Here is a 25,042-nt window from a genome sequence, read left to right on the forward strand (position 1 = left end):
GAATATTGAAAAAATAGGACGAGACGAATTTGAACATCGGAGTCGCTGCTACCTGCGATCACCGGGCTGTAACGAGCTGTCTCAGATGTTTAACCTTATGTTCTAAGTGCTTTGTTTTACTTGTTTCATCTGTTCCATTATATGTTGCATGCTGTTCATATGTTACATTGCCACTATGTTCATAATGAATAATTGCTAAGGCGCCAAAAACACGTAAAAGCTCTGATGTTTCTATTTTTTTGCACCAGTTTCATCTGTGCATGTGGATAATTTCACGATTATCACTCAGCGCTTTCATTGTGAAAGAGCCTTATTTATTGCTAAACATAAAGGTATCGATGCACAGTGTTTAGCTGTACCAACGCCAAAAGCCATGTTTAAGGTAAGAGTACGTGAAGTATTTGCACGGTTAGGGGCGTTGGCTGATCTCTATATTTTAAATCGTGAGCCTAAGTTTTTAGGGGAACAAGAATCCATTCCTGCACCAATCAAAATGCCTGAAGGAATGAAGGGTTATCCTGCAGTTTCACCCGATGAAGTAAATAAAATTTAATCCTCTTTATTCATTAGGCAGTTATCAAACATAACTGCCTAAATGCTTATCTCGGGCTTTCTAAGCAATTGGATATGGTATCAGTCAGTTTGCGCCATCCCCATTCGATTGGGCCTTGCGTGAAAAAGTGTAACCAATAATAAGAAAACAGTAAGTTGATTAGCCATATTGGCACAATAAACGCTAATAACTCGAGTCGAGAAAACTTATTAAAGTAACCCAAATGGTAAAAAATCGTTGTACAAATAAGGGTTTGCAATAAATAATTACTTAATGCCATACGCCCTGTACATTGCAACATCTTAGCAATGACACACGTTTTTATACTTTCCCAGAAACCATAAACTAGAGCAATATACCCTAGTGATTGTAGCGGGATCATCAATTCATTAATAATATAGCCGACAATCGAGGTAGCAAAATACCCCCAACCAAATTGACTTTGTAGATAAAGTGACAAAATTTGCACCAACAAAGCCGGTGTGATCAATAAAATGGCCATACGTCGATAATGCTGCGAACTAAATTGCCCACATAACCATCCATTACGGATTAATAAAAACCCTGTTATCATTAATCCAAGTAACTGCCAACCATATTGAATAAATAGCAATTCGACCATGTTGAGTACAGATTGTGCTCGATATAGCAGGCTAACACTTCCCCCCGTTGTTTTTTGTAAAAATTCAGAGAGTGCTTGTTCTTCAGAGACACGCCAGAAGTTATCTGCATCGACCGAAATACCAAGGAAAAATAAAATAATGAGCCCAATGACATAAATAAAACAGGCAAATTTTAACAAATATTGCTGTGTATACTGCTCAAAAATAAATAATGCCATTACTCCCGTAATCGCGTAAGCGAGTAAAATATCACCATCCCAAAGCCCTACACCGTGAATCACGCCTAAAATCGCTAAGATCGCTAAACGGCACATATTCCACCGATAGCCTTTACGATGTAAAAGTGCCAAAGTTGCACCAAATAAAATCGAAAAAATAGCTAAAAACTTGCCTTGGAAAAAGAGATTAAAGACGGCCCAGACGAGGATGTCTGGTTGGCTTACCGATTGAGAATACACAGGATTCATATAGGCCATTTGCGGCAAAGCAAACCCAAAAATATTCATTAATAGAATACCTAAGATTGCAATGCCGCGCGTTGCATCAAGCCTATCAATGCGCCTTTGTTGGGATTCAGGCGATGCCATGACAGCCATAATGCATTACTGATGGCGTACTGCGCGCAAAAACTCTTGGCGCGTATTTTGACTTGATTTAAATAGCCCACCTAAAGAAGTCGTCGTCGTTGCGCTGGTTGCATCACGAATACCGCGAGCTTTGACACAGTAGTGTACCGCATCAATTGATACCGCAACATTATTTGTTCCAAGTAATGTCTGTAGCGCAACTAAAATTTGCTGAGTCAAACGTTCTTGAACTTGAGGACGTTGAGAAAAGAACTGAACAATTCTATTGATCTTCGAAAGACCTATCACTTTATCTTTTGGAATATAAGCAACCGTCGCTTTTCCATCAATAGTGACAAAGTGATGCTCACATGTACTTGTTAATGTAATATCACGTACAGTCACCATTTCGTCGACATTCATTTTATTTTCAATGACGGTGATTTTTGGGAAGTTCGCGTAATCTAGACCTGAAAAAATCTCATCAACATACATTTTAGCAATACGTTTTGGGGTATCTGCTAAGCTGTCATCGGTTAGGTCTAAATTCAGTAACTTCATGATCTCTGCCATATGCCCTTCAATTAGCTGCTTACGCTCTTGCCCAGATTTAGGTTGGATGCGTAACGGCGTTTCAAGCCCTCTCGCTGCCAGAGCAGCATGAACCAATTCGGCTTCTTTACTCAGAGATGACATTAGATTCTCCACAAACGATATAACGATTTTTTATAAAAACGCAGGTGTGCGCCGTACTCTAAAACAGCATGTATCGATAATCCAGCATTACCGCCATGGTTCATATGAAATATTTGCATGAACCAATATTTATTTCATCATGATACACCGTCGAATTCTTTAACGGCTATATTATTATTTCTCTAATAAATAACATATTTACCGCTATAGTCTTTATCTAGAACGGCGATAAACTAACCCACCGGCAATACACAAAGCCATAAATGCGGTATACAGTGCAGGTTCCAGTTTTCCTGTTAGCAAAGTAGAAATGAAGGACAGTGTTGGGCCCACTAATTGACCTATGGCATAAAAAGTAGTAAGTAATCCAGCCATAAAGCGATTATGTTCGGGGGCTAATTCACGACCTAATTGCATTGATAGCTGTACAGCACACATAAAGCCACCACCAATCAATATCGCGGCCATCACTAATCCCGAAATACCTGAAATCACTTCCGCAATGAGAATGCCAACCCCTTGTAACCATAACGTGATGGCTAAACGATTTTGCGTTGTAGATACCGTCCTTAATAGCATGGCGATAAGAATACCAAGTACAGCTGACGCACCAAAAACGGGCCAAACAAACTGGGCAAATAGGCTATCAGGAAAGCGCTGGGAAGCCATTTGCGACAAAAAGGTCGCAGGTAATATATAGCCAAATCCAGCTAATCCATAACTCCATACCAAGCGCTTAATTTCCGGCGTAAGATGCAGCTTTTTCACGTCTCCTGCTGGACGATGCCATTGACCCGTTCGAGGAATATAACGACTGATATACAAGCTAAAAATAAGGGCCAACACACCATAAATCAACCAACCTTGGCTGGCAGATAATTGCCAATCTTGAATCGCAACGGCGAACATACCGCTAATAAATATGCCTGCTCCTGTCCCCGCAAACACCGCGACACTTAACGCTGGACGATTTAACCTCGCTAAATTTTCATTCGCCCAAGCAACGACCAACACTAATGACATGCCACTCGCCCAGCCAATAACAAAACGCGCGAGGCTATGAAGTATGACATCACCAAGAAGTGATGATATTAATGTGATCGCAACTGCTCCCCATATCCCCAACCACATACGGACTTCAATATGCTGACGAGCTCGCATCGCATCAAATGAACCCAATAAATATCCTAGATAATTAAATGCAGCAACGACACTGGCGGTAGAGAGGGTTAGCTGATGCTCTTCAATCATTAACGGAACTTGAGGCGTGAGCGTAAAACGCCCTATTCCCATCACGACAATTAATGAAAGAAATCCGCTAAAAGCAATATGAAAAGCACTAGCGCTACGGCTTGAATGGGGATGTTTCTGCGCTACAGCCATAAAATCCTTTGTTTCATCTCAAATGCAATAATTAATTTGATTACTGGTTTAACATAGCATTCACAAAAAAACAATTTTGTTTATGCCTAATAGCAGACTGTTTTCTGTGTGGTTTTTCCTACGAAATCCAATCAAAAGCTATTCTGAATCAATTTCTATTCATTCACCCATCGCAATATCTCTGCCATAATAAGCAGTACGACAGTATTTTAAGCCTCAATGGCAAAGCAGAAATATAGGGGTAATAATGGACATGTGTCATACCGCGGGATTGATCTCTCTTGAGCAAGCACTAGAAAAAATTCTTTCTCAAACACAAGCTGTGACTAGCTCAGAATCCATTCCGCTCACAGAATCGGCCCAACGCATCACCGCAGCTGACATCATCTCACCAATGAATGTTCCCCCATTTGATAATTCTGCAATGGATGGCTACGGTCTTCGTTTCGCAGAGTGGGATGGTAAAACCCCTATGCCTGTAGCAGGAAAATCATTCGCAGGCCAACCAATGCAAGGGGAGCTTCCCCACGGTAGCTGTGTTCGCATTATGACTGGCGCACCCATTCCACAAGGTGTCGATACTGTCGTCATGCAAGAAGAGACGGAAGAGACAGCTCAAGGGATCTTATTTGCAGGTACTGTCAAACAAGGTAGCAATATCCGCCGAGCAGGCGAAGATATCGCCAAAGGAAGTTGCGTACTCCCTAGCGGCACGCTGCTATCCACAGCCCAATTACCCCTTATCGCGTCTTTGGGCATTGCAACGGTCAATGTACATCGCCGTCTAAAAGTTGCACTATTTTCTACAGGAGATGAGCTGCAAGCAGTTGGTCAACCGTTGCAAGAGGGGCAAATCTACGACACTAACCGCTTTACTGTCCGCTTGATGCTCGAAAAACTCAATTGTGAAATTATCGACTTAGGTGTTATTCCTGATTCCCCTGAAAAACTTAAACAAACCTTTATTGATGCCGATAGCCAAGCTGACTTAGTGATTAGTAGTGGCGGTGTCTCCGTGGGGGAAGCTGATTACACGAAACACATTTTAGAGGAGCTAGGAGAAATCGGCTTCTGGAAACTCGCCATAAAACCCGGCAAGCCATTTGCCTTTGGTAAACTCCATTCAGCGTGGTTTTGTGGATTACCAGGTAACCCTGTCTCCGCGGCACTTACCTTTTATCAACTCGTACAGCCGTTAATTGCTCGCCTTTCTGGAAATAGCCAGTGGCAAGCGCCAATGAAATTTAAAGTTCCTGTGACTACGCCATTGAAAAAAAGCCCCGGCCGTCTGGATTTTCAACGTGGGATCCTAAGCGTCAATGAACATGGGCTGCTGCAAGTTGCAACAACAGGACATCAAGGCTCTCATGTGTTTAGTTCCTTTAGTTTAGCCAACTGCTTTATCGTCTTAGAAAGGGAACGAGGACATGTCGCCGCAGGCGAAATCGTTGATGTCGAAATGTTCAATGACCTACTCAAAAGTGAATAATGACAGTGCAAGAGCTTACCGATCAAGAAATGTTACGCTATAACCGTCAAATCATTTTGCGTGGATTTGATTTTGACGGTCAGGAGAAACTCAAGGCCAGCAAAGTGCTGGTCATTGGTCTCGGTGGTTTAGGTTGCGCAGCCACACAATACTTAGCGGCTGCGGGTGTCGGTCAACTCACCTTAGTCGATTTCGATACCGTTTCACTGTCTAATTTACAGCGGCAAACCTTGCACCGTGATGCGACGATTGGCCAACCTAAAGTGGATTCCGCTAAAGCTCAATTAACAGCGATCAATCCACATATTTGTATTGAGACGATCAATGCACAGTTGGATGATGTGCAACTAAATGAATTAATCACAACACATCATGTAATACTTGATTGCACCGATAATGTCGCTATTCGTGAACAATTAAATCGTCTATGTTTCCAACAAAAAAAACCGCTGGTGTCAGGTGCTGCTATTCGCATGGAAGGACAATTGTCAGTTTTTACCTATGAAGATGACACCCCTTGTTACCACTGCTTGAGCCGCTTATTTGGTGAAAATAGTCTAACCTGTGTAGAGGCAGGTGTAATGGCTCCATTAGTCGGAACGATTGGTACACTGGAAGCGATGGAAACCATCAAACTGCTCACGCAATATGGGAAAGTGAATACGGGTAAGGTGTTATTCTTTGATGCGATGACGATGGAGTTCCGCCAATTTAAACTCACCAAAGACGCCCATTGTGAAGTGTGCTCTCAGCAATAACATTTTTGTCGATGATATGTGGCGGTTATTCAAATGCCGCCCAAATTAAGAATAATCCTAAAAAATAAATTATTTTTGCTTTAACCTTATACTATCCCCTTTCGTGTTGGCTGGCATGGATAATCAGTCATCACTTTACATCACTAAATAAGTTACTGAGAGTATTTAATATGCAATTCCCTCCTTGCCCGAAATGTCAGTCTGAATACACCTATACTGATAACAATATGTATATCTGCCCTGAGTGTGCGCATGAATGGAATGATGCCGAGCCTGTTGAAGAAAGCGATGAGTTGGTCGTTAAAGATGCGAACGGAAATCTATTAGCAGATGGCGATACTGTCACTGTCATTAAAGATCTAAAAGTGAAAGGCAGCTCATCAATGCTAAAAATTGGTACTCGTGTAAAAGGTATCCGCTTAGTCGAAGGCGACCACAATATTGATTGTAAAATTGATGGATTCGGCCAAATGAAGCTAAAATCTGAATTTGTGAAAAAGAACTAATTAACTTATTTTGTTAAAAACTAAGACCTAGCTAAGCTAGGTCTTTTTTCAATCATTTATAAACCATAGTCAGTTTATTCAACAACACCTTGGCTCTTCAAATATTCATCATAAGTGCCTTTGAAATCAATCACTTTATCTTCCTTAATTTCTAAGATACGACTTGCTAATGAACTGACAAACTCACGGTCGTGAGAAACAAAAATCAATGTTCCTTTATAGAGTTCTAACGCAAGGTTTAAGGATTCGATCGATTCCATATCTAAGTGGTTGGTTGGCTCATCCATAATTAAGATATTTGGTTGTTGCATCATGAGCTTACCAAATAACATACGGCCTTGTTCACCACCCGATAAAACAGAAACCTTTTTCTTAATATCATCTTGAGAGAACAGTAAACGACCTAAAATACTGCGGACGGCTTGTTCATCATCCCCTTCGTTTTTCCATTGGCTCATCCAATCAAAAACGGTTAAATCAGTATTAAAATCCTCGGCATGATCCTGAGCATAATAGCCGATAGAGCTATTTTCAGACCATTTTACTGTACCACTTTTAGGTGGTAACTCACCTACCAGTGTTTTCAAAAATGTCGTTTTACCAATACCGTTCGCACCGATAACCGCCATTTTTTCACCAACTTCTAGCAATAAGCTCACATTTTTGAATAGAGAGGATTGCTCATAACCGTTGGTCACAGCTTCAAGTTCCAATGCATTTCGGAACAATTTTTTCTCTTGTTCAAAACGTATGAATGGGTTTTGGCGACTAGAGGCTTTAACTTCTTCCAATTGAATTTTATCAATTTGGCGTGCACGAGAAGTTGCTTGTTTTGATTTAGAGGCATTAGCGCTGAAGCGACTCACAAATGATTGCAATTCGGCAATTTGCGCTTTTTTCTTCGCATTATCGGCAAGTAAGCGCTCTCTTGCTTGTGTTGCGGCAATCATATACTCATCATAGTTACCCGTGAACAAACGCAGCTCACCATAATCTAAGTCGGCCATATGGGTGCAAACTGTATTCAGGAAGTGCCTATCATGGGAAATAATCACCATCGTACAGTTACGGTCGTTCAATACTTGCTCTAACCAACGAATAGTATCGATATCAAGGTTGTTGGTTGGTTCATCGAGTAACAAAATATCGGGATCAGAGAACAGTGCTTGAGCCAAAAGTACCCGCAATTTCCAACCAGGAGCAACTTCACTCATTGGGCCGTAATGCTGCTCGACAGGAATACCAACACCAAGCAGCAGCTCACCCGCACGAGCTTCCGCACTGTAGCCATCCATTTCACCGTAAGCGACTTCAAGGTCTGCAACGCGATAACCATCCTCTTCACTCATTTCTGGGAGGGCATAAATACGGTCGCGTTCTTGTTTTACATTCCATAGCTCAACGTGCCCCATAATCACAGTATCCAGTACCGTGTATTCTTCAAAGGCAAATTGATCTTGGCGAAGCTTACCAATGCGCTCATTAGGGTCTGTGGTACTTACATTTCCCGCAGTTGGTATAAGATCGCCCCCTAATATCTTCATAAATGTCGATTTACCGGCGCCATTTGCGCCGATTAAACCATAACGGTTTCCTGTTCCGAATTTAACGGAAATATTTTCAAACAGCGGCTTACTGCCGAACTGCATAGTGATATTGCTTGTCTGTAACACTTCTATGCCTTTAATTTATGATGTCGAGGATACCCAACCAAATAGCGGCGCATTATGCCACATTCGTTCGCTTAGATCTTGTACTGATTGCGCCACCGAGATCAATAGTCATCCACCTGCTCTGTCTATAATCAAATGAGATAAACATGAATCGGTTATGGGCTTATACATCAATACTAATTATTGCTATTATGACGATATAATGAATGGTATTAAAAAGTTGTATAATGAACTTTAAGTTCTAAATAAAAATATTCTTCGTTAAGACAACGGAATATAATCGCAATAAAAAATAGAATATATTGATAATATCGTGATGGCCCAATATTTATTATTAGGCCATCAATGGGCTTTTATAGCTTAATTCCCATGGTACGAGTGATTTCTGTTAACCCTTCTCTTTCATAAAACTTAATAGCTTGATGATTTTGTGATAATACAGAAAGTTCTAAATGACTTAAATTGCGTTCTTTCGCCCATATTTTCATATGCTCAAGAAATTGATGCCCCATTTTTTGACTTCTTAATTCTGGAGCAACGACAAGGTCAAAGATATAACAAAAATCTCTAGGAACCATACAGTTATAGGGAGATGCCGATTGTTGTTGAGCGAGGCAAAAACCTTTAACTTTTCCATCATGCTCTGCCACCAGCAACTGAAATTTTTCATCACTAATGGCATGTTCGACAAACTCTCTAGCTTGTTTTGCTGGTTGCATTCTTTCACTGTCTAAATTCGCCATCTCTGAAAATAATAGCTCGTATAGGGAAAGCACTGCTTCAAGGTCTTGTTTAACCGCACATCGGATCATAAATCCCCTCTTAATAAGTTAGCTATATGTTTTTATTGATGGCGCGATATAGCTCTCAAAGCGATCAAATAATGCCGCTGGAGAAGTTTCAACAATCGCCATGTGACGATATTTTTCCTGCAAAAAAGCCTCATCTGCCATTTTATTGGTCATATCGATTAATGGTTGCCAATAGTTATTAATATTGAACAGGCCGCAAGGTTTGGTATGTAAACCAATTTGGCTCCAAGTAAATACCTCACTAAATTCCTCAAGCGTGCCATATCCTCCGGGTAAAGCAACGAAACCATCAGCTAGCTCTATCATTTTATTTTTACGCTGGTGCATTGTTTCAACTTTATATAATTCAGTGAGGTTTTTATGTGAAATTTCACGTTCTTCAAGTAATGAAGGAATAACGCCAATGGCTTTTCCGCCTAAAGATAAAATGGTGTCAGCCACTGTTCCCATAATGCCTACGCTAGCACCACCATAGACTAAAGTAATATTACGTTTGACCATTTCTTCAGCAAATTGAATAGCCTGCTGCCGATAAACCTCATTCGCCCCCATGCTTGACCCACAATATACCGCGATACTGTTAATTTTTTTCATTTTGTCCTCATTATTATTGTGTTTTTATTGAAAAATAATTATACGTCACATAAAGATAACCTCAATACACATTGTATAAAGCCATAAAGTCGCATATAAATTATTGCCCAAATTTAGTCTATACTTTAGTCGGTATCGGGTTAACAAGACAAACATTAAATGTCATGTATTATTGTGCTTTATATTTTATAAACACATATTATCTATGTTGAATTTATGCCATAATTACGTCCATCTTATTGCTAAGCTATGTGTTTTTCCTTTTGTCGCAAAATTATTCATATTTAAGAATAGCCAAGCATTTTATAGGCTTGATAACGTATTTCTGAGGTTTAATTATTCATGTCTGCCGATACTAAAAAGAGCGCTTTTCCTCTGTTACCTGTAGGGTTGTTGTTGCTTGCAATGACCTCAATTCAGAGCGGTGCATCTCTAGCTAAAACATTATTTCCTGTTATCGGTGCTCCGGGGGTAACTGGGCTACGCCTATTGCTTGCGACCGTTATTTTATTTGTTATTTTTAAGCCTTGGCGATTGAAATTTAGACGCAACTCCCTTGTTCCTCTGCTCACATATGGCCTTTCTTTGGGAACCATGAACTATTTGTTCTATCTCTCTTTAGAACGAATTCCATTAGGGATCGCGGTTGCACTCGAATTTACTGGTCCACTTGCCGTTGCTATGTTTTCATCTCGCCGCCCTATTGATTTCCTTTGGATAGCATTGGTTATCGTTGGCTTGCTATTTTTATTACCTATTGGTGATAATATTAATGCCCTTGATCCGATTGGTGCTTTATATGCGCTCGGTGCTGGCGTGTGTTGGGGCATTTATATTATTTTTGGTCAACGTGCCGGCGCGGGTTATGGTGCTGCAACTGTCGCTATTGGTTCATTTATTTCCGCGTTGATTTTTTTCCCGATTGGATTAATGCAAACTGGTGTTGAAGCCATGTTTGATCCCGCTATTTTACCATTGGCATTAGCGGTTGCTGTTTTATCAACTGCATTTCCTTATACTCTTGAAATGATCGCCCTAACGCGGCTTCCAGCAAGAACCTTTGGTACCCTGATGAGCTTAGAACCCTGTATGGGCGCATTCCTAGGCATTATCTTTCTTCAGGAGCATTTAACTGCAACCCAATGGTTAGCGCTATTATGTATAGTATGTGCATCTATTGGTTCAACATCTACTGCGCGTCCAAAAACTAAAATAGAAGAAGTCACTTAAATATATAACGTTTGAATTTCTTTTATTATTTTTATCTTATTCAAGGTTAATAAAGTTAAAATAACTTTCTTTATTAACCTTATTTATTGTAAATTTTCTTTAACGTCATTGAAATATTACCTTATTAATCCTATATTATTATTTAGCAATAATTAATTCACTTGTAATTCGTTATCAATTTTACCTATCAAAGTAATAGAATATAGCATTATGACAAACTGACTCTGTTGTTTTATATTATTTAACAGAAACAGGATACTGATAAATTAAAGACTTATAAGGGGAAAATTATGAGTACAGCTAAATTAGTTAAAGCACCTCAAGCAAACCTTTTATATACCCGCAATGATGTTGAAGATAGTGTCAAATTAGAAACTATTGATATGTTGAATGTCATGGTGGTTCATTTCACCGATCTATCTTTAATGACAAAACAAGCACACTGGAATATGCGTGGTCGTAATTTCATTGCTGTACATGAAATGCTTGATGGTTTCCGTGCCTCTTTAGTTGAGCACCTTGATGAATTTGCAGAACGTGCAGTTCAACTTGGCGGAGTCGCTATTGGGACCACTCAGCAAGTGAATAAGTTTACTTCGTTAGAGGCATATCCAATTGATATCCATGATGTGCAGGATCACCTCAAAGCACTAGCCGATCGCTATGCTGTTGTTGCTAATGATATCCGTAAGGCTATTGATGAAGTCGAAGATGAAGACACTGCGGATATGTTTACAGCAGCATCACGTGACCTTGATAAATTCCTATGGTTCTTAGAAGCCAATATTGAGTAATGTCGATAACAATAGTCAACCTTGACTGCCCCTTGGCCACACCATGGTGTGGCCTTTTTCATCCCTATTGGTTATTAAACCCCTTCAATTTTTAGTTCACTTCATGTGACCTGTTTATTTATTGGCATTTGAGGCTGTTCAATAGGAAAAACGGGTAGCGCATTCAATAACCGCTTGCCATAATTTTTGGTGATTAACCGTTTATCATAAATAATAATTTCACCGTAGCATTCATGACTACGGATCAAGCGGCCAGCTTGCTGAATTAGATTAAAAGAAGCACTCGGTAAACTTTGAACTTCAAAAGGATAACGCTTAAGCGATTTTAGCCACTCCCCCTCTGTGATAATGACTGGGTTCGTTACAGGTGGAAATGCAATTTTATGAATATGCACCTGAGTTAAATATTCGCCTTTTAAATCAAGCCCCTCAGCGAATGATTGCAAGCCAATTAATACGCTAACTAAACCTTTATCGATGCGTTCACAGTGCGTTTCCACTAATCGGTAACGAGGTTGATCCCCCTGTACTAATAATTGTAAACGCAAATCTTTCACATGTTCTAAAAAACCGTCCATAGCGCGTTGGCTACTAAATAGCACCAACATCCCTCGATGCGTTCCTTTCTCTAATTCATGGCGAAAATAGGTTGCCATCTCCGCTAAATGTTGCTCTTCGGTCGCGATAGTTGGCTCATATTTCATTTGAGGAATAACTAATTTTCCCTGTTCAACATGATTAAAAGGAGACGATAAAGTGACAAAACGATCATCACTTTTTTCTGATAACCCACTCAACTCTTGAAAACGCGCGTAACTGTTGAGTGAACGTAACGTTGCAGAGGTCACCACAATATGTGGCACATTGCGCCATAACAGTTGCTGAAGTTGTTCACTCACTCGAATACCAGCACAGTGCATAAATAAACGAGACTGATTTTTCTCATAACGACGACTAAGCCATTTAGATACCGGAGCGCCTGATGTTTGCTCAAGAGTCGCTAAACGCCACAATTTTGCCATATTTTCAAAATAACCTAACGCTCTGCTAGTTGATAAAATAGCGCGATGTAGGCGAACAATATCTTGTTTCGCTGTCTGTTCGGTTAAATCATTTAAAATCGCTTCAGATAAGCCTTTAAGGGCATCTGTTAATTTGAATAAATCCTGACAGCATAATTGCATTGCCTCAGGTAACTGTCCCAACGGAAATAAATATTCACTGTCCTTCGAGGTTTCTGGCAATAAAGCATTTGTTAATAGTGAAAAATCACGAAATGCCGCCCTTAATTTTTCTGCATGTTGATGCAATCGTTCGGGATTCGCTAACTTCGGTGGTTTAGCCGGGCTAAACTGAGCAACATACTGCCCTACATTATGAATAAAGTTATCCACTTGCGCAGTTAATTGAACAAGGGTGATTTCACCTTCTACTTCTAATGCATCTCTCGCAACATCAGGCACATGATGACCTTCATCAAGTACCAAAAGCAACTTTTTAGGTTCAGGCAATACAGATTCACTTTCCATCGCTGCCATCACTAAGGCATGGTTTGCCACCACGACATCCGCATCTTCAATTTCTCGGCGGGCAATAAAAAATGGACAGCGCTGATAAAATTGGCAATTGCGACCTAAGCAATTCATTTTATCAGTACTCACCTTTCGCCATAAGCTATCACTAAATGCTCGTTTATGGTGATCCCTCAACCCATCCCATGCAAAGCTATGAAAGTCATTACGTAGCTGCTGACAAATCGCTCTTTCTTCACTATTGGCTATTTCAGCTTTATCTTCGACTAACAACATTAAGTCAATTTGTTCGCCTTCAGCTGCACAAATTGCCTCTAAATTGCGAGGACATACATAACGTGCTCGACCAAAAGCGCCTGTATACTTAAGGTCGGGAATTATTTTACTGAGTAATGGTAAGTCTTTACTGAAAATTTGATCCTGTAACGCGACATTCGCCGTGCTGACGACTAATATTTTGCCTTCTTCACGCCCAACAGCAATACCGGGTATTAAATAAGAGAGTGTTTTGCCTACTCCTGTTGGTGCCTCAATCACCAAATGTCGCCCTTCTTCATCAGACAAATTTTTTGCAACTTCAGCAATCATTTGGCGCTGTGGTGCGCGGGAAACGAACCCGTCAATATGGTGTGATAACCCTTTATACCATTGGGTTATATGTTCTTTAATTTTATTTGACAGAGACATAGGCTCACTGCTGTTTACATTAGAAGGTGTAGAATAACCAATGTGGTTAATAAACCAGACGTTATCAGAAAGTATTTACGATGTGCTTTGCAAAAACTACTGTTTAAAAAACCATTATGCCACAAAATTGGGAACAGGTTGGCAAATTCCCCATTCATCCGCACAAAAAAGAGTATTTAACTTGTCTGCAACACTCATCGAGTTATACTTTGGGTCTACTTCTTCAACTCAGGCTATAAAAAATGAAAAAGGTTGTTATCGCTCTCTTCGCGCTATGTGCATTCGGTTCCGTTGGTGGGATTGTTTTAGCGGGCATGAATATTTATACACGTTCAACGACACCTATTGAACACAGTCAACCACAGCAACCTTCTATTATTCCTGCGGTTAATCAGGCTCAATAATATTTACATTCAGGATGAAGATAATTTATGTATGACGCTTATTTTGTCACACCTCACTGGTTACATGACCACCTGTCAGATACTAACCTTATCGTACTAGATGCTTCATCTCCCCCTCCAACCGCGCCTTATGATTGTCGGCAGCGTTGGTTAGAAGAACACATTCCTCATGCCCAATTCTTTAATCAAGATGAAGTGGCAGATACGCGTATTGCCCTGCCACATATGCTGCCAGATGAAACTACATTTAGTCAGGCCGTCGGTAAAATGGGAATAAATAATGATACTCAAGTAATCATTTACGCTCAGAATAATTTATTCTCTGCGCCTCGCGCGTGGTGGACATTTACAACGATGGGCCACAAAAATGTCAAAATTCTAGCTGGTGGCATTGATGCATGGAAAGCGGCAGGTTTTGAAACTCAGACAGGAGAAGTTATCCCTCCGACACCGCAAACCTACACGGCCAAATGCCAGCGTGAAAATGTTTTAAATCAATCTCAAGTCCTTGAACTAGTAGAAGAGCAAAAGCAAGTACAGATTATTGATGCCCGTGCCGCCGCACGCTTTTTAGCGCAAGCCCCTGAACCTCGTCCGGGTCTACGCATGGGGCATATCCCTGGTAGTAAAAATATGCCTTGGGATCTGTTAGTCGACAAGGGTGAGTTTAAATCAGAAACAGAACTGAAAGCGCTGTTTGCTAAACAAGGCATTGATATTCATGCCCCTTCAGTCACAACTTGTGGCTCAGGTATGACCGCCGCCGTCGTCTTAATGGCATTAACACTATTAGGTAATACCAATGTTAGCCTGTACGATGGCTCATGGGCTGAATGGGGGCAAGATAACGGCTTACCGATAGAACCTTAGTCACTGTGCTATCACTCCCTTGCATATAAAGCGACTTAACTCACATAAGGGAGTGTTAGCTGAAATCTTGGGAACTCATCAGCCATAATTGAGTGAGCCAAGATATCTACAGTATCAGCATGACGATTTCCATAAAAATAAACCACCTAATTAACGGTGGTTTATTTTAAGGTTCATTCTGATTGGGTATCAGGTTATTTAGCAAATATTCCAGCTAAAAATAGCACGACTATCGCACCGATCACGGCAACCACAAAGCTGCCAAAGTTGAAACCATCTACCTTACCTTTGCCAAAGAAAGTACTGATATATCCACCAACGACGGCCCCAACAATTCCGAGTACGGTCGTCATGACAAAACCGATTTGGTAGGTTCCTGGCATGATCCACTTCGCCAAAATACCTGCAATAAGACCAAAAATAACCCAAGAAATAACTCCCATCATAGACCTCCATACAAATTAAACACGGTAAAATAGAGTTTAATCCTGTGAGTTTGCCATTCTATGACAAACAATTTAAACCCAATTTAACATGACTTAAAAATGATTAACCAATTTAAGTAAAGATCTAATACGCTATTTTGGCAAATAAAATACAATTGAATGATTAAATTTTAAACAATTTAACTTTTATTTAATGTTTGTTTAACTTCTTTTTCGATTATTTCTGCGATCTGATTAGCAGTTTTTAGTGCTCTAATATGTGAGAATAATAGGTTGGCCTGCTCATATTCTTTACGTAAATAACCTAACCACTGTTTGATACGAGCAGCGTGGTAATGCCCTGTATCTCCCTGTTTCTCTAACTCAGTGTACTTTAAGAGTAGCTTCCCAACTTGTTCCCAAGGCATTTTAGGCTGGTTCGCTTTCACCACATGGCTAAGATTCGGCGTATTCAAGGCACCTCGGCCAATCATAATGGCATCACAGCCTGTCATTTCAAGGCAGCGTTGAGCGCTTTCATAATCCCAAATTTCGCCATTAGCAATAACGGGGATCGATAAACGCTGACGAATATCACCAATAGCTTGCCAATTAATTTTCTCGGCTCGATAGCCATCTTCCTTGGTTCGCCCATGTACTGTGAGCTCTGTCGCGCCTGCCTGTTCAACTGCATCGGCAATTTCATAGCAAAGCTGGCTACTATCCCAACCTAATCTTACTTTAACAGACACAGGGAGCTCCTTTGGAACAGCCTCACGCATAGCTTTCGCTGCACGGTAGATCAATTCAGGCTGCTTCAGTAATGTCGCTCCGCCACCATGCCCATTGACCGTTTTAGAGGGACATCCACAATTAAGATCAACCCCCCATGAACCTAAAGAAACCGCTCTAGCCGCGTTTTCCGCGAGCCATTGAGGATGCTGGCCCAATAGTTGTACGCGTACTAATGTTCCCGACGGTGTACGACTCCCATGACGTAATTCTGGGCATAATCGATAAAACGTTTTCGCAGGAAGTAGAGTATCGACAACACGCACAAACTCGGTAATACAGAGGTCATAATCATTGACCTCACTGAGTAGCGAACGTACCAGAGAATCGAGAACGCCTTCCATTGGAGCCAGAACAACACGCATTAACCTTCACCATGCCCCTGACGCACTTTCTTTTGTGATTTTTTCCACGGTGAACCAGAAGTTGCCGGCTTACTTTTCGTATTCTCGGTGCGTTCACGGCGAGGCTTCGCAGACGTGGTATGGCGCTTACCGCTACCGCTACGTCTCTCATTATTGCGCTGAGGGCCTTTCTGAATAGGTTCAGGCTTAATTGAAGGGTCGGGCTCATAACCATCAATCGCCATAACGGGGATGGATTTTTTCAATAATTTTTCTATATCTTTTAATAACTTAACTTCATCCACACAAACTAGTGATACCGCCATTCCCGTTGCTTCTGCTCGTCCTGTACGACCAATACGGTGAACATAGTCTTCCGCCACATTAGGCAGTTCGAAGTTAACGACGTAAGGAAGCTGTTCGATATCCAAACCACGCGCAGCAATGTCTGTAGCCACTAAGACACGTATGTCACCTGATTTAAAGTCTGCTAGGGCGCGTGTACGTGCACCTTGGCTTTTGTTTCCATGGATTGCAGCGGCTTTTATTCCATCTTTATTAAGATGCTCAGCAAGTCGGTTCGCGCCATGTTTTGTACGCGTAAACACGAGCACCTGTTGCCAATTATCACGACCGATCATGTAGGATAAAAGTTCCGCTTTACGTTTTTTATCAACATGATGCACAAATTGGGTGACTTGTTCAGAGGCTGAATTACGGGGAGCGACTTCAATAGTAATTGGGTTATCTAATAGCTTATTCGCTAGCTGTTTAATTTCATCAGAGAACGTCGCTGAAAACAGCAAATTTTGGCGTTTCTTAGGCAATTTATTGATAACACGGCGAATATCATGAATAAATCCCATATCCAACATGCGGTCAGCTTCATCAAGAACAAAAATTTCAACTTGGGATAAATTAACCGCATTTTGATGTTCTAAATCGAGTAAACGTCCGGGTGTCGCAATCAAGATTTCAACACCACCACGTAATTTCATCATTTGAGGGTTAATGCTGACCCCTCCAAAGACCACAAAGGAGCGAACCTTCAAATGGCGGCTATATTCTTTAACATTTTCAGCAACTTGAGCAGCCAATTCACGGGTAGGCGTCAAAATCAATGCTCGAATGGGTTTACGATCTTTCCCTGTCCGGGGAGTGGAGATCAATTTCTGCAAAATAGGTAACGTGAAGCCCGCGGTTTTTCCCGTTCCTGTCTGGGCGCTTGCTAATAAGTCATGGCCAGCAAGAACTGCCGGGATAGCTTGCTGCTGAATTGGCGTCGGTGATTCATAGCCTAACTCATTGATGGCAAGCAGAATTTCCTCGTTTAATGCGAGGTCTGAAAAACTAGTCAACTTAAATTACTCCGGGCTTCACCACTCTGAATAATCAGAGGCAGTTCGAGGGGAAGGATCATGTAGAAGGATAAAGGTGCAAACTGCCGTGCTATTGCAAAAATTGTAACATTATTTGTTCCTAATAAGTATATTAATTTAGTTTATAAAATAAATTAATACAAAATTACTTGAATATAGTATATATAACTATTACACACTGCAATATATCGTTTTCCGTCAGTGCGGAAAGCAAAAAGCTGCATAGCGCTAGTTAAGTTAATATTTAATTTTAACTGTTTAAGGAAATTTCATGACCATAAATACACCATCAACTCATAGAGGAGAAAACGCCAAAGTGCAGTTGTTATATTCGGCTGCTGATGTCTATGGTGAATTAGGTCTGGATGGAGCAACAACCCGCAAAATTGCTCAGGTTTCAGGCCAAAATATTGCTGCTATTTCGTATTACTTTGGTTCAAAAGAGGGTCTATACCTAGCTGTAGCACAATTGATTGCAGATACAATAAAAGAAAATTTTAGTGAAAATATTTCAGAAATAGATACTTACCTTCGTCAACCGGCACCCTCGCCTGATGAAGCCATTACGCATTTGCAAAAAATCTTAGTAGGTTACAACTACTTCCAATTAGAAAAAAAGAACCTTAGCTTTTCACGGATACTTGCTAGAGAACAGCTCAATCCCACTGAAGCTTATACGATTATCCATGAACAGGCTCTAGGTCCTATTTACACTAAATTGAATCGGCTTATTGCTATCTATATAGGCTCCGATCCGAACAAATTAACCACGTTAATTCAGACCCATGCCATTTTGGGGGAAACGCTCTCATTCCGTATCGCAAGAGAGACACTCCTTCGGCAAACAGGCTGGAAACACATTAATGAAGAGGAGTATAAAATTATCAATCAGGTACTGATAGAGCACACCAATATATTATTAGAAGGTTTACGCCATCGCAAAGAAGGTAAAAAGTGATATGATTAATCTATAAAAATTGGTTATAGATTATTGTTCTATCTCTTTTAAATCACAATATTTACACGAAATAAGGTTAATTATGAACAGTAAACGTCGTTCTGTCTTTTTTATTCTTATTGTCATAGTAATCGGGATCGCGGCTGGTGGCTATTATTGGTATCAATCACAACAAGATAAAACATTAACCTTATATGGCAATATTGACTTACGAACCGTTAATCTAGGCTTTCGTGTAGGTGGGAAGCTCGCGTCTTTGAATGTTGATGAAGGCGCGCGCGTTACCCAAGGTCAAACACTCGGGGAGCTTGATAAAGCTCCTTATATCAATGCGTTGAATAAAGCTAAAGGGATCAGGGATAGTGCCAAAGCGCAACTAGCCATGAAGGAAAAAGGTTATCGAACTCAAGAAGTTGCACAAGTTGAAGCGGAAGTCGCGCAAAAACAAGCTGCATGGCAATACGCAGAAAGTTTTTATCAACGTCAAAAAGGGTTAGCAGCATCCCACGTTATCTCCGCCAATGAATTGGATAATGCTAAAACGAATCGTAATCAAGCTCTTGCAGCCTTGAAAGCAGCACAAGATAAATTGAATCAATATCAGAGTGGATTCCGTAAAGAGGAAATAGAAGCCGCTCGTGGTGAATGGTTACAAGCGGAAGCGGCTGTTGCACAAGCCGAATTAGATTTACAAGATACCATTTTGACAGCCCCTTCCGATGGCACCATTCTTACTCGAGCAATCGAACCAGGCACTATTGTCGGGGCTGGGAATACCGTCTTTAGTGTCACTCTAACAAGCCCTGTTTGGGCTAGAGCTTATGTGAATGAGCCCAATTTGGGTATGGCCGTTCCCGGCAAAGAAGTTTTACTCTACACAGATAGCCGCCCTGATGCGCCTTACCATGGCACCATTGGCTTTGTCTCACCAACCGCTGAATTTACGCCGAAAAGCGTCCAAACGCCTGAACTACGCACTGACCTTGTGTATCGATTACGTATTATTGTCAGCAATCCTGATGATGCTTTACGTCAAGGAATGCCTGTCACTATTCGTTTCCCTCAAGAGCAGTAATAAGAGTGTATGATGAGTGAATCAGATTATCATATTCGTCTTCAAGAGGTCGAAAAGACATTTATAGGACTGGATTCGCCGGCAGTAGAACGCTTAACCACTGAAATCTATGGCGGTTCAGTCACTGGGTTAGTTGGTCCTGATGGAGCAGGAAAAACGACGCTGATGAGAATGCTTGCTGGTTTATTAAAACCAGATTCTGGCTCAATCAGCCTAATGGGGTTAGATCCTATCGCGGATAGTGTACAAGTTCATGCTAACTTGGGATATATGCCACAGAAGTTTGGTTTATATGAAGATTTAACCGTCCAAGAAAACCTCGATTTATATGCTGATTTACGTGGCGTTATTGGAGAAGAGCGCCAAAAAACCTATCAACAACTACTCAGCTTTACCGATTTAACCCGTTTTACTCATAGGCTAGCGGGGAAATTATCAGGTGGAATGAAGCAAAAATTGGGATTAGCCTGCACACTGATAGGTAAACCTAAAGTGCTTCTTTTGGATGAACCCGGAGTGGGAGTCGACCCGATAGCACGGCGGGAATTGTGGCAGATGGTTCATACCTTAGCTGATGAGGGCATGTTGATCCTATGGAGTACGTCCTATCTTGATGAAGCCCAGCAATGCAAAAATGTTTTATTACTAAACCAAGGTAAGCTACTTTTTTCAGGACAACCACAAACACTGACCCAAAAAATGGTCGGGCGCTCATATTTATTAGAGGTTCCTGCCGAAGATAAACGCACCGTTTTACAAGATGCCCTTGTACTTCCTGAAACGACCGATGGGGTTATTCAAGGTCGATACATTCGTTTGATTTTAAAAGAAAACGCATCTAAAGAATCACTATTACAAGGCTTGAATATACCTAATGGTAAACTTGTTGAAGCAGAGCCTCGTTTCGAAGATGCCTTTATTGATTTATTGGGTGGAGGGCCATCTCATCGCTCAGAGCTAGCGGCTATCATGCCTCAAATTCCTGCAAACCCCAGTGAAACCGTTATTGAAGCACGTAACCTTACCAAAAAATTTGGTGACTTTGCTGCAACGGACACGGTGAATTTCCAAGTAAAACGCGGCGAAATCTTTGGCTTACTCGGCCCTAATGGCGCAGGAAAATCAACCACTTTTAAAATGATGTGTGGGTTAATGAAACCCACGGAAGGGCAAGCTTTGGTCTTAGGGATGGATTTAAAAACTAGCTCAGATAAGGCACGACAACACTTAGGCTATATGGCCCAAAAGTTTTCTCTCTATAGCAATTTAAAGGTCGGACAAAATCTGAAATTTTTTTCAGGGGTTTATGGCCTACATGGCAAACATCAAGTTCAAAAAATCGCTGAAATGGTTGAAGCTTTTAATTTTACCCCCATACTGCATCAAATAACAGATTCTCTACCACTTGGTTTTAAGCAACGACTGGCACTGGCTTGTTCATTGATGCATGAGCCTGATATTTTATTTCTTGATGAACCAACTTCAGGTGTTGACCCTCTCACTCGGCGTGAATTTTGGTTACATATCAATGGAATGGTAGATAAAGGAGTCACCGTCATGGTCACAACCCATTTCATGGATGAAGCGGAATACTGTGATCGAATTGGGTTAGTGTATCGTGGCAAAATTATTGCAGCAGGTACCCCTGATGCCTTAAAACAACAAGTTGCCACAGAAGCGAACCCGAACCCTTCAATGGAAGATGCCTTTATTGAGCTGATACTCGACTATGATAAACAGCAGGAGGAACAATGACCGCTAATGCGTCTCATTTTTCTTGGCGTAGACTCAAAGCATTATGCATTAAAGAAAGCAAACAGATTGTGCGCGATCCAAGCAGTGCATTAATCGCTGTCGTCATCCCATTGATGCTGCTATTTATCTTTGGCTACGGCATAAATTTAGATTCAAGCCAATTACGAATTGGCATATTAATGGATCAACAAAGCCATGAAGCGAGAGAGCTGGTTGATACTTTCACAGGCTCTCCTTTTATTGATGCCACAGTGAGTGATAACCGACAATTATTGATTGATAAAATGCAAGCAGGAGAAATCCGCGGCATCGTTGTAGTTCCCGTTGATTTTTCACAACAGCTATTACGGCCTGAAGGACATGCCGCCATACAAGTGATTACCGACGGCAGTGAACCCAATACCGCCAACTTTGTGCAGGCCTACACGAAAGGTGTTTGGCATACATGGTTAGTGCAACAAGGTGAAAATAAAGGCTATTCAACAGAACCACTTATTGATCTAAATATGCGTTACTGGTTCAACGAAGCAGCGATTAGCCAGCATTTTATTATACCCGGTGCAATCAGTATTATCATGACCGTTGTCGGCGCGATTTTAACCTCATTAGTTGTAGCTCGAGAGTGGGAACGAGGCACAATGGAAGCCTTACTTTCTACGCAAATTACTCGTACCGAGCTATTGCTGTCGAAACTATTACCCTATCAGATTCTTGGCTCTTTTGTGATGATCCTCTGTATGGTCGTCACGACCTTGGTGCTAGATGTCCCTTATCGAGGTTCCCTCCTAGTCCTGTTTTTGATCACGAGCCTCTATTTAGCGACGGCGCTGGGGATGGGCTTACTGATCTCAACGATCACCCGTAACCAATTTAATGCCGCTATGGTTGCCTTAAATGCGGCATTTTTACCAGCAATCATGCTATCAGGCTTTATTTTTGAAATATCAAGTATGCCTATAGTTATTCAAATCGTGACCTACTTTATTCCAGCGCGCTATTTTGTCAGTAGTCTACAGACGCTATTTTTAGCCGGTGATATCTATATTGTTTTACTCACCGACTTACTGCTACTTATTGCTTCCGCCATTTTATTTATTGGTTTAACGGCATGGAAAACGCGCCGACGCCTTGATTGATAAGGATTTGCTATGTTTTATCGCTTATACACCTTGATCATGAAAGAGTTGCAATCTTTATTACAAGAAAAGCAAACACGGATCATTTTGATCATGCCGGTTATTTTCCAAATGATCTTATTTCCGCTTGCGGCAACATTAGAGGTAACCAATACAACCATTGCGATTTTTGACCAAGATGGTGGTCAACACGCCATAGAGCTGACTCAACGCTTGGCTAAGGCGGAGGCCTTCTCAAAGGTTCTATTACTTAAAAATGAACATGAGATTCGTGAAACACTGGATAACCGTGAAAGCTTGTTAGTCGTACGCTTTGGGCAGAATTTTAGTGGAGACATAGATAGCCAACATACTGCCAATATGATGTTGCTGCTTGATGGCCGTAATTCTAATAGTGCACAAATTGCGGCTAATTATATCCAACAAATTGTTCAGCAGTATCAACATGAACTGACTGCGGGAAAACCTTTAGCCAATAATAGTGAGTTAATAGTACGCAACTGGTATAACCCCAATCTCGATTACAAATGGTTTATTGTGCCATCATTGGTTGCGTTAATTACTACTATTGGGGTGTTAATTGTTACCTCGCTATCGATTGCCCGTGAAGCAGAGCAAGGCACTCTCGATCAATTACTTGTCTCACCCCTTACCACTTGGCAAATTTTTATCGGTAAAGCGGTTCCTGCGCTGATTATCGCAACAGCACAAGCTACATTAGTCTTAGTGATTGGTATCTTTTGCTATCAAATACCTTTTGCAGGCTCCCTCCCTCTTTTTTATGCGACCATGATTTTCTATGGCTTATCTTTGGTAGGGTTTGGCTTGTTAATTTCAGCATTATGCTCAACACAGCAGCAAGCTTTCATTGGCGTATTTGTCTTTATGATGCCCGCTGTTTTGCTATCGGGCTATATCTCTCCAGTAGAAAACATGCCTGTATGGCTACAAGATATCACTTGGGTAAATCCGATTCGCCACTTTACGGAAATAACCAAACAAATTTACCTCAAAGATGCTGATTTCAATATTATTTGGCACAGTTTATGGCCGTTACTCTTCATATCGGTGATAACCAGCTCCATTGCGTATTATCTATTTCGCAAGAAAATAGCTTAGATGCTCTCATTCACTTGTTTTTTATGATCGACAAGCAATAAAAAACCCTTGTTGGTTAAACCATAACAAGGGTTTATGTTCTTTTACTTTATCTATTCACGTATCAGCTAACCACGATACGCAAAACCGCTAAATTAGCGACGGTCTCCGAAAATACGGAGTAACATCAAGAACAGGTTGATGAAGTCCAGATACAGGTTCAATGCACCTAAAATAGCGAATTTACGCATATTTTCTTTATCTTCGACATCAATTTGTGCACCCATTTCTTTCAGCTTTTGAGTGTCATATGCGGTTAAACCAGCGAAAATTAACACACCCGCATAAGTAATCACCCAGTACATTGCAGAGCTTTGCATCCAGATATTAACCAGTGATGCTACGATCAAGCCTATCAATGCCATAAACAGGAAGTTACCCATACCCGATAAGCTGCGTTTAGTGGTATAGCCATAGAAGCTAAGTGCCCCAAACATCACCGCTGTGATAATAAAGGTACCGACAACTGACTCTTGCGTATATACCGCAAGGATCACAGAAAGTGTCACGCCCGTTAGCATTGAGTAGAGCATAAACATGCCCGTTGCAACCATTCCACTCATTTTTGGTAGTAGGAATGATAAGCCAAGTACGAGACCAAACTGAACAACAACTAAGCCGATAATAAGACCTTGGCTTAGCATTATTTTACCTTCGAGTAAAAGACCCAACGTGTACCAAGCGACAAAAGCCGTCAGTAACAGGCCAACGGTCATCCATCCATACACCTGAGACATAAATGTCTGAATGGTGGCACTGCTGCGCTGGACAAGAGAATCATTACGTTGATCGAATCGATCCATGATGGTTACCCTTCATACATTAGTAAGAAACGACCACAGCAATGTGC

The 25,042-nt window shown here is 41.0% G+C and carries 23 protein-coding genes and 1 pseudogene; 13 read left to right on the forward strand and 11 right to left on the reverse strand.

All coding sequences use genetic code 11. The annotated features are described in order from the left end of the window. Positions 1-265: 265 nt before the first annotated feature. Positions 266-553: pseudogene (locus ACWPW6_RS13740) on the forward strand (outer membrane permeability protein SanA); the annotation flags it as partial. Positions 554-599: 46 nt separating this feature from the next. Here the strand turns inward: ACWPW6_RS13740 and yeiB are convergent. From yeiB to ACWPW6_RS13755, 3 genes are all read right to left on the reverse strand, one after another. Next, positions 600-1,772 (reverse strand): DUF418 domain-containing protein YeiB, encoded by a 1,173-nt coding sequence (yeiB, locus tag ACWPW6_RS13745; protein ID WP_249999189.1) that lies wholly within the window; start codon positions 1,770-1,772, stop codon positions 600-602. Positions 1,773-1,778: 6 nt separating this feature from the next. Further along, positions 1,779-2,438, reverse strand: coding sequence for a GTP cyclohydrolase I FolE (gene folE, locus ACWPW6_RS13750; RefSeq protein WP_154622694.1), 660 nt, complete (start codon positions 2,436-2,438; stop codon positions 1,779-1,781). 213 nt (positions 2,439-2,651) lie between these two features. Then, positions 2,652-3,821, reverse strand: coding sequence for a YbfB/YjiJ family MFS transporter (locus tag ACWPW6_RS13755; RefSeq protein WP_163862709.1), 1,170 nt, complete (start codon positions 3,819-3,821; stop codon positions 2,652-2,654). 247 nt (positions 3,822-4,068) lie between these two features. Between ACWPW6_RS13755 and moeA the strand changes: the two genes are divergently transcribed. From moeA to ACWPW6_RS13770, 3 genes are all read left to right on the forward strand, one after another. Beyond that, a complete protein-coding gene (gene moeA / locus ACWPW6_RS13760; protein ID WP_249999191.1) occupies positions 4,069-5,310 on the forward strand; it encodes a molybdopterin molybdotransferase MoeA in 1,242 nt (413 codons plus the stop codon). Continuing rightward, positions 5,310-6,068, forward strand: coding sequence for a molybdopterin-synthase adenylyltransferase MoeB (gene moeB, locus ACWPW6_RS13765; RefSeq protein WP_154622691.1), 759 nt, complete (start codon positions 5,310-5,312; stop codon positions 6,066-6,068). The genes moeA and moeB overlap by 1 nt, the downstream gene beginning before the upstream one ends. 170 nt (positions 6,069-6,238) lie before the next feature. Continuing rightward, a complete protein-coding gene (locus tag ACWPW6_RS13770; protein WP_249999193.1) occupies positions 6,239-6,574 on the forward strand; it encodes a zinc ribbon domain-containing protein YjdM in 336 nt (111 codons plus the stop codon). Between the two features lie 74 nt (positions 6,575-6,648). On the opposite strand, the gene ACWPW6_RS13775 is transcribed toward ACWPW6_RS13770, so the two are convergent. The 3 genes from ACWPW6_RS13775 to ACWPW6_RS13785 all read right to left on the reverse strand — a co-directional run bounded on the left by ACWPW6_RS13775 (position 6,649) and on the right by ACWPW6_RS13785 (position 9,653). After that, positions 6,649-8,247, reverse strand: a complete 1,599-nt coding sequence (locus ACWPW6_RS13775; RefSeq protein WP_163862717.1) for an ABC-F family ATPase — start codon at positions 8,245-8,247, stop codon at positions 6,649-6,651. A gap of 353 nt (positions 8,248-8,600) precedes the next feature. Next, positions 8,601-9,059 carry a GNAT family N-acetyltransferase gene (locus ACWPW6_RS13780; protein WP_154622689.1) on the reverse strand — a complete coding sequence of 153 codons (459 nt, stop codon included), beginning with the start codon at positions 9,057-9,059 and terminating at the stop codon, positions 8,601-8,603. Positions 9,060-9,077: 18 nt separating this feature from the next. Further along, on the reverse strand, positions 9,078-9,653 hold the full coding sequence (locus tag ACWPW6_RS13785; protein WP_154622688.1) for an LOG family protein: 576 nt from the start codon (positions 9,651-9,653) through the stop codon (positions 9,078-9,080). A gap of 342 nt (positions 9,654-9,995) precedes the next feature. On the opposite strand from ACWPW6_RS13785, the gene rhtA reads away from it, so the two are divergent. Both rhtA and dps read left to right on the forward strand, forming a co-directional pair. Beyond that, entirely contained in the window at positions 9,996-10,883 is an 888-nt protein-coding gene (gene rhtA / locus ACWPW6_RS13790; RefSeq protein ID WP_154622687.1) for a threonine/homoserine exporter RhtA, read from the forward strand. A gap of 290 nt (positions 10,884-11,173) precedes the next feature. Continuing rightward, positions 11,174-11,677: a DNA starvation/stationary phase protection protein Dps gene (gene dps / locus ACWPW6_RS13795; protein WP_154621974.1), complete on the forward strand. Its 504-nt coding sequence runs from the start codon at positions 11,174-11,176 to the stop codon at positions 11,675-11,677. A 101-nt stretch (positions 11,678-11,778) separates the two neighbouring features. Here dps and dinG read toward each other — a convergent pair whose 3' ends face one another. Next, positions 11,779-13,896, reverse strand: coding sequence for an ATP-dependent DNA helicase DinG (gene dinG, locus ACWPW6_RS13800; RefSeq protein ID WP_154621975.1), 2,118 nt, complete (start codon positions 13,894-13,896; stop codon positions 11,779-11,781). A 242-nt stretch (positions 13,897-14,138) separates the two neighbouring features. On the opposite strand from dinG, the gene ACWPW6_RS13805 reads away from it, so the two are divergent. Together ACWPW6_RS13805 and sseA are read left to right on the forward strand one after the other, a co-directional pair. Continuing rightward, entirely contained in the window at positions 14,139-14,300 is a 162-nt protein-coding gene (locus tag ACWPW6_RS13805; protein ID WP_167520925.1) for a hypothetical protein, read from the forward strand. A 27-nt stretch (positions 14,301-14,327) separates the two neighbouring features. Beyond that, positions 14,328-15,170: a 3-mercaptopyruvate sulfurtransferase gene (gene sseA / locus ACWPW6_RS13810; RefSeq protein WP_249999195.1), complete on the forward strand. Its 843-nt coding sequence runs from the start codon at positions 14,328-14,330 to the stop codon at positions 15,168-15,170. Between the two features lie 194 nt (positions 15,171-15,364). Here the strand turns inward: sseA and ACWPW6_RS13815 are convergent, their stop codons facing one another. From ACWPW6_RS13815 to rhlE, 3 genes are all read right to left on the reverse strand, one after another. Then, a complete protein-coding gene (locus tag ACWPW6_RS13815; RefSeq protein WP_154621979.1) occupies positions 15,365-15,613 on the reverse strand; it encodes a GlsB/YeaQ/YmgE family stress response membrane protein in 249 nt (82 codons plus the stop codon). Between the two features lie 182 nt (positions 15,614-15,795). Further along, a complete protein-coding gene (dusC, locus tag ACWPW6_RS13820; RefSeq protein WP_154621977.1) occupies positions 15,796-16,752 on the reverse strand; it encodes a tRNA dihydrouridine(16) synthase DusC in 957 nt (318 codons plus the stop codon). Next, on the reverse strand, positions 16,752-18,089 hold the full coding sequence (rhlE, locus tag ACWPW6_RS13825; RefSeq protein ID WP_163862722.1) for an ATP-dependent RNA helicase RhlE: 1,338 nt from the start codon (positions 18,087-18,089) through the stop codon (positions 16,752-16,754). The genes dusC and rhlE overlap by 1 nt, the downstream gene beginning before the upstream one ends. A 292-nt stretch (positions 18,090-18,381) precedes the next feature. Between rhlE and cecR the strand changes: the two genes are divergently transcribed. From cecR to ACWPW6_RS13850, 5 genes are all read left to right on the forward strand, one after another. Further along, a complete protein-coding gene (gene cecR, locus ACWPW6_RS13830; protein WP_154624720.1) occupies positions 18,382-19,068 on the forward strand; it encodes a transcriptional regulator CecR in 687 nt (228 codons plus the stop codon). An 82-nt stretch (positions 19,069-19,150) separates the two neighbouring features. Then, positions 19,151-20,143: a secretion protein HlyD gene (gene hlyD, locus ACWPW6_RS13835; RefSeq protein ID WP_249999197.1), complete on the forward strand. Its 993-nt coding sequence runs from the start codon at positions 19,151-19,153 to the stop codon at positions 20,141-20,143. 12 nt (positions 20,144-20,155) lie between these two features. Then, entirely contained in the window at positions 20,156-21,898 is a 1,743-nt protein-coding gene (locus ACWPW6_RS13840; RefSeq protein ID WP_154624718.1) for an ATP-binding cassette domain-containing protein, read from the forward strand. Next, positions 21,895-23,034: an ABC transporter permease gene (locus tag ACWPW6_RS13845; protein WP_249999199.1), complete on the forward strand. Its 1,140-nt coding sequence runs from the start codon at positions 21,895-21,897 to the stop codon at positions 23,032-23,034. The genes ACWPW6_RS13840 and ACWPW6_RS13845 overlap by 4 nt, the downstream gene beginning before the upstream one ends. A 12-nt stretch (positions 23,035-23,046) precedes the next feature. After that, on the forward strand, positions 23,047-24,153 hold the full coding sequence (locus tag ACWPW6_RS13850; RefSeq protein WP_154624716.1) for an ABC transporter permease: 1,107 nt from the start codon (positions 23,047-23,049) through the stop codon (positions 24,151-24,153). 134 nt (positions 24,154-24,287) lie between these two features. On the opposite strand, the gene ACWPW6_RS13855 is transcribed toward ACWPW6_RS13850, so the two are convergent. After that, positions 24,288-24,995, reverse strand: a complete 708-nt coding sequence (locus ACWPW6_RS13855; RefSeq protein ID WP_154624715.1) for a Bax inhibitor-1/YccA family protein — start codon at positions 24,993-24,995, stop codon at positions 24,288-24,290. Between the last annotated feature and the right edge of the window lie 47 nt (positions 24,996-25,042).

This window comes from Providencia sp. Marseille-Q8014, from assembly GCF_965112055.1.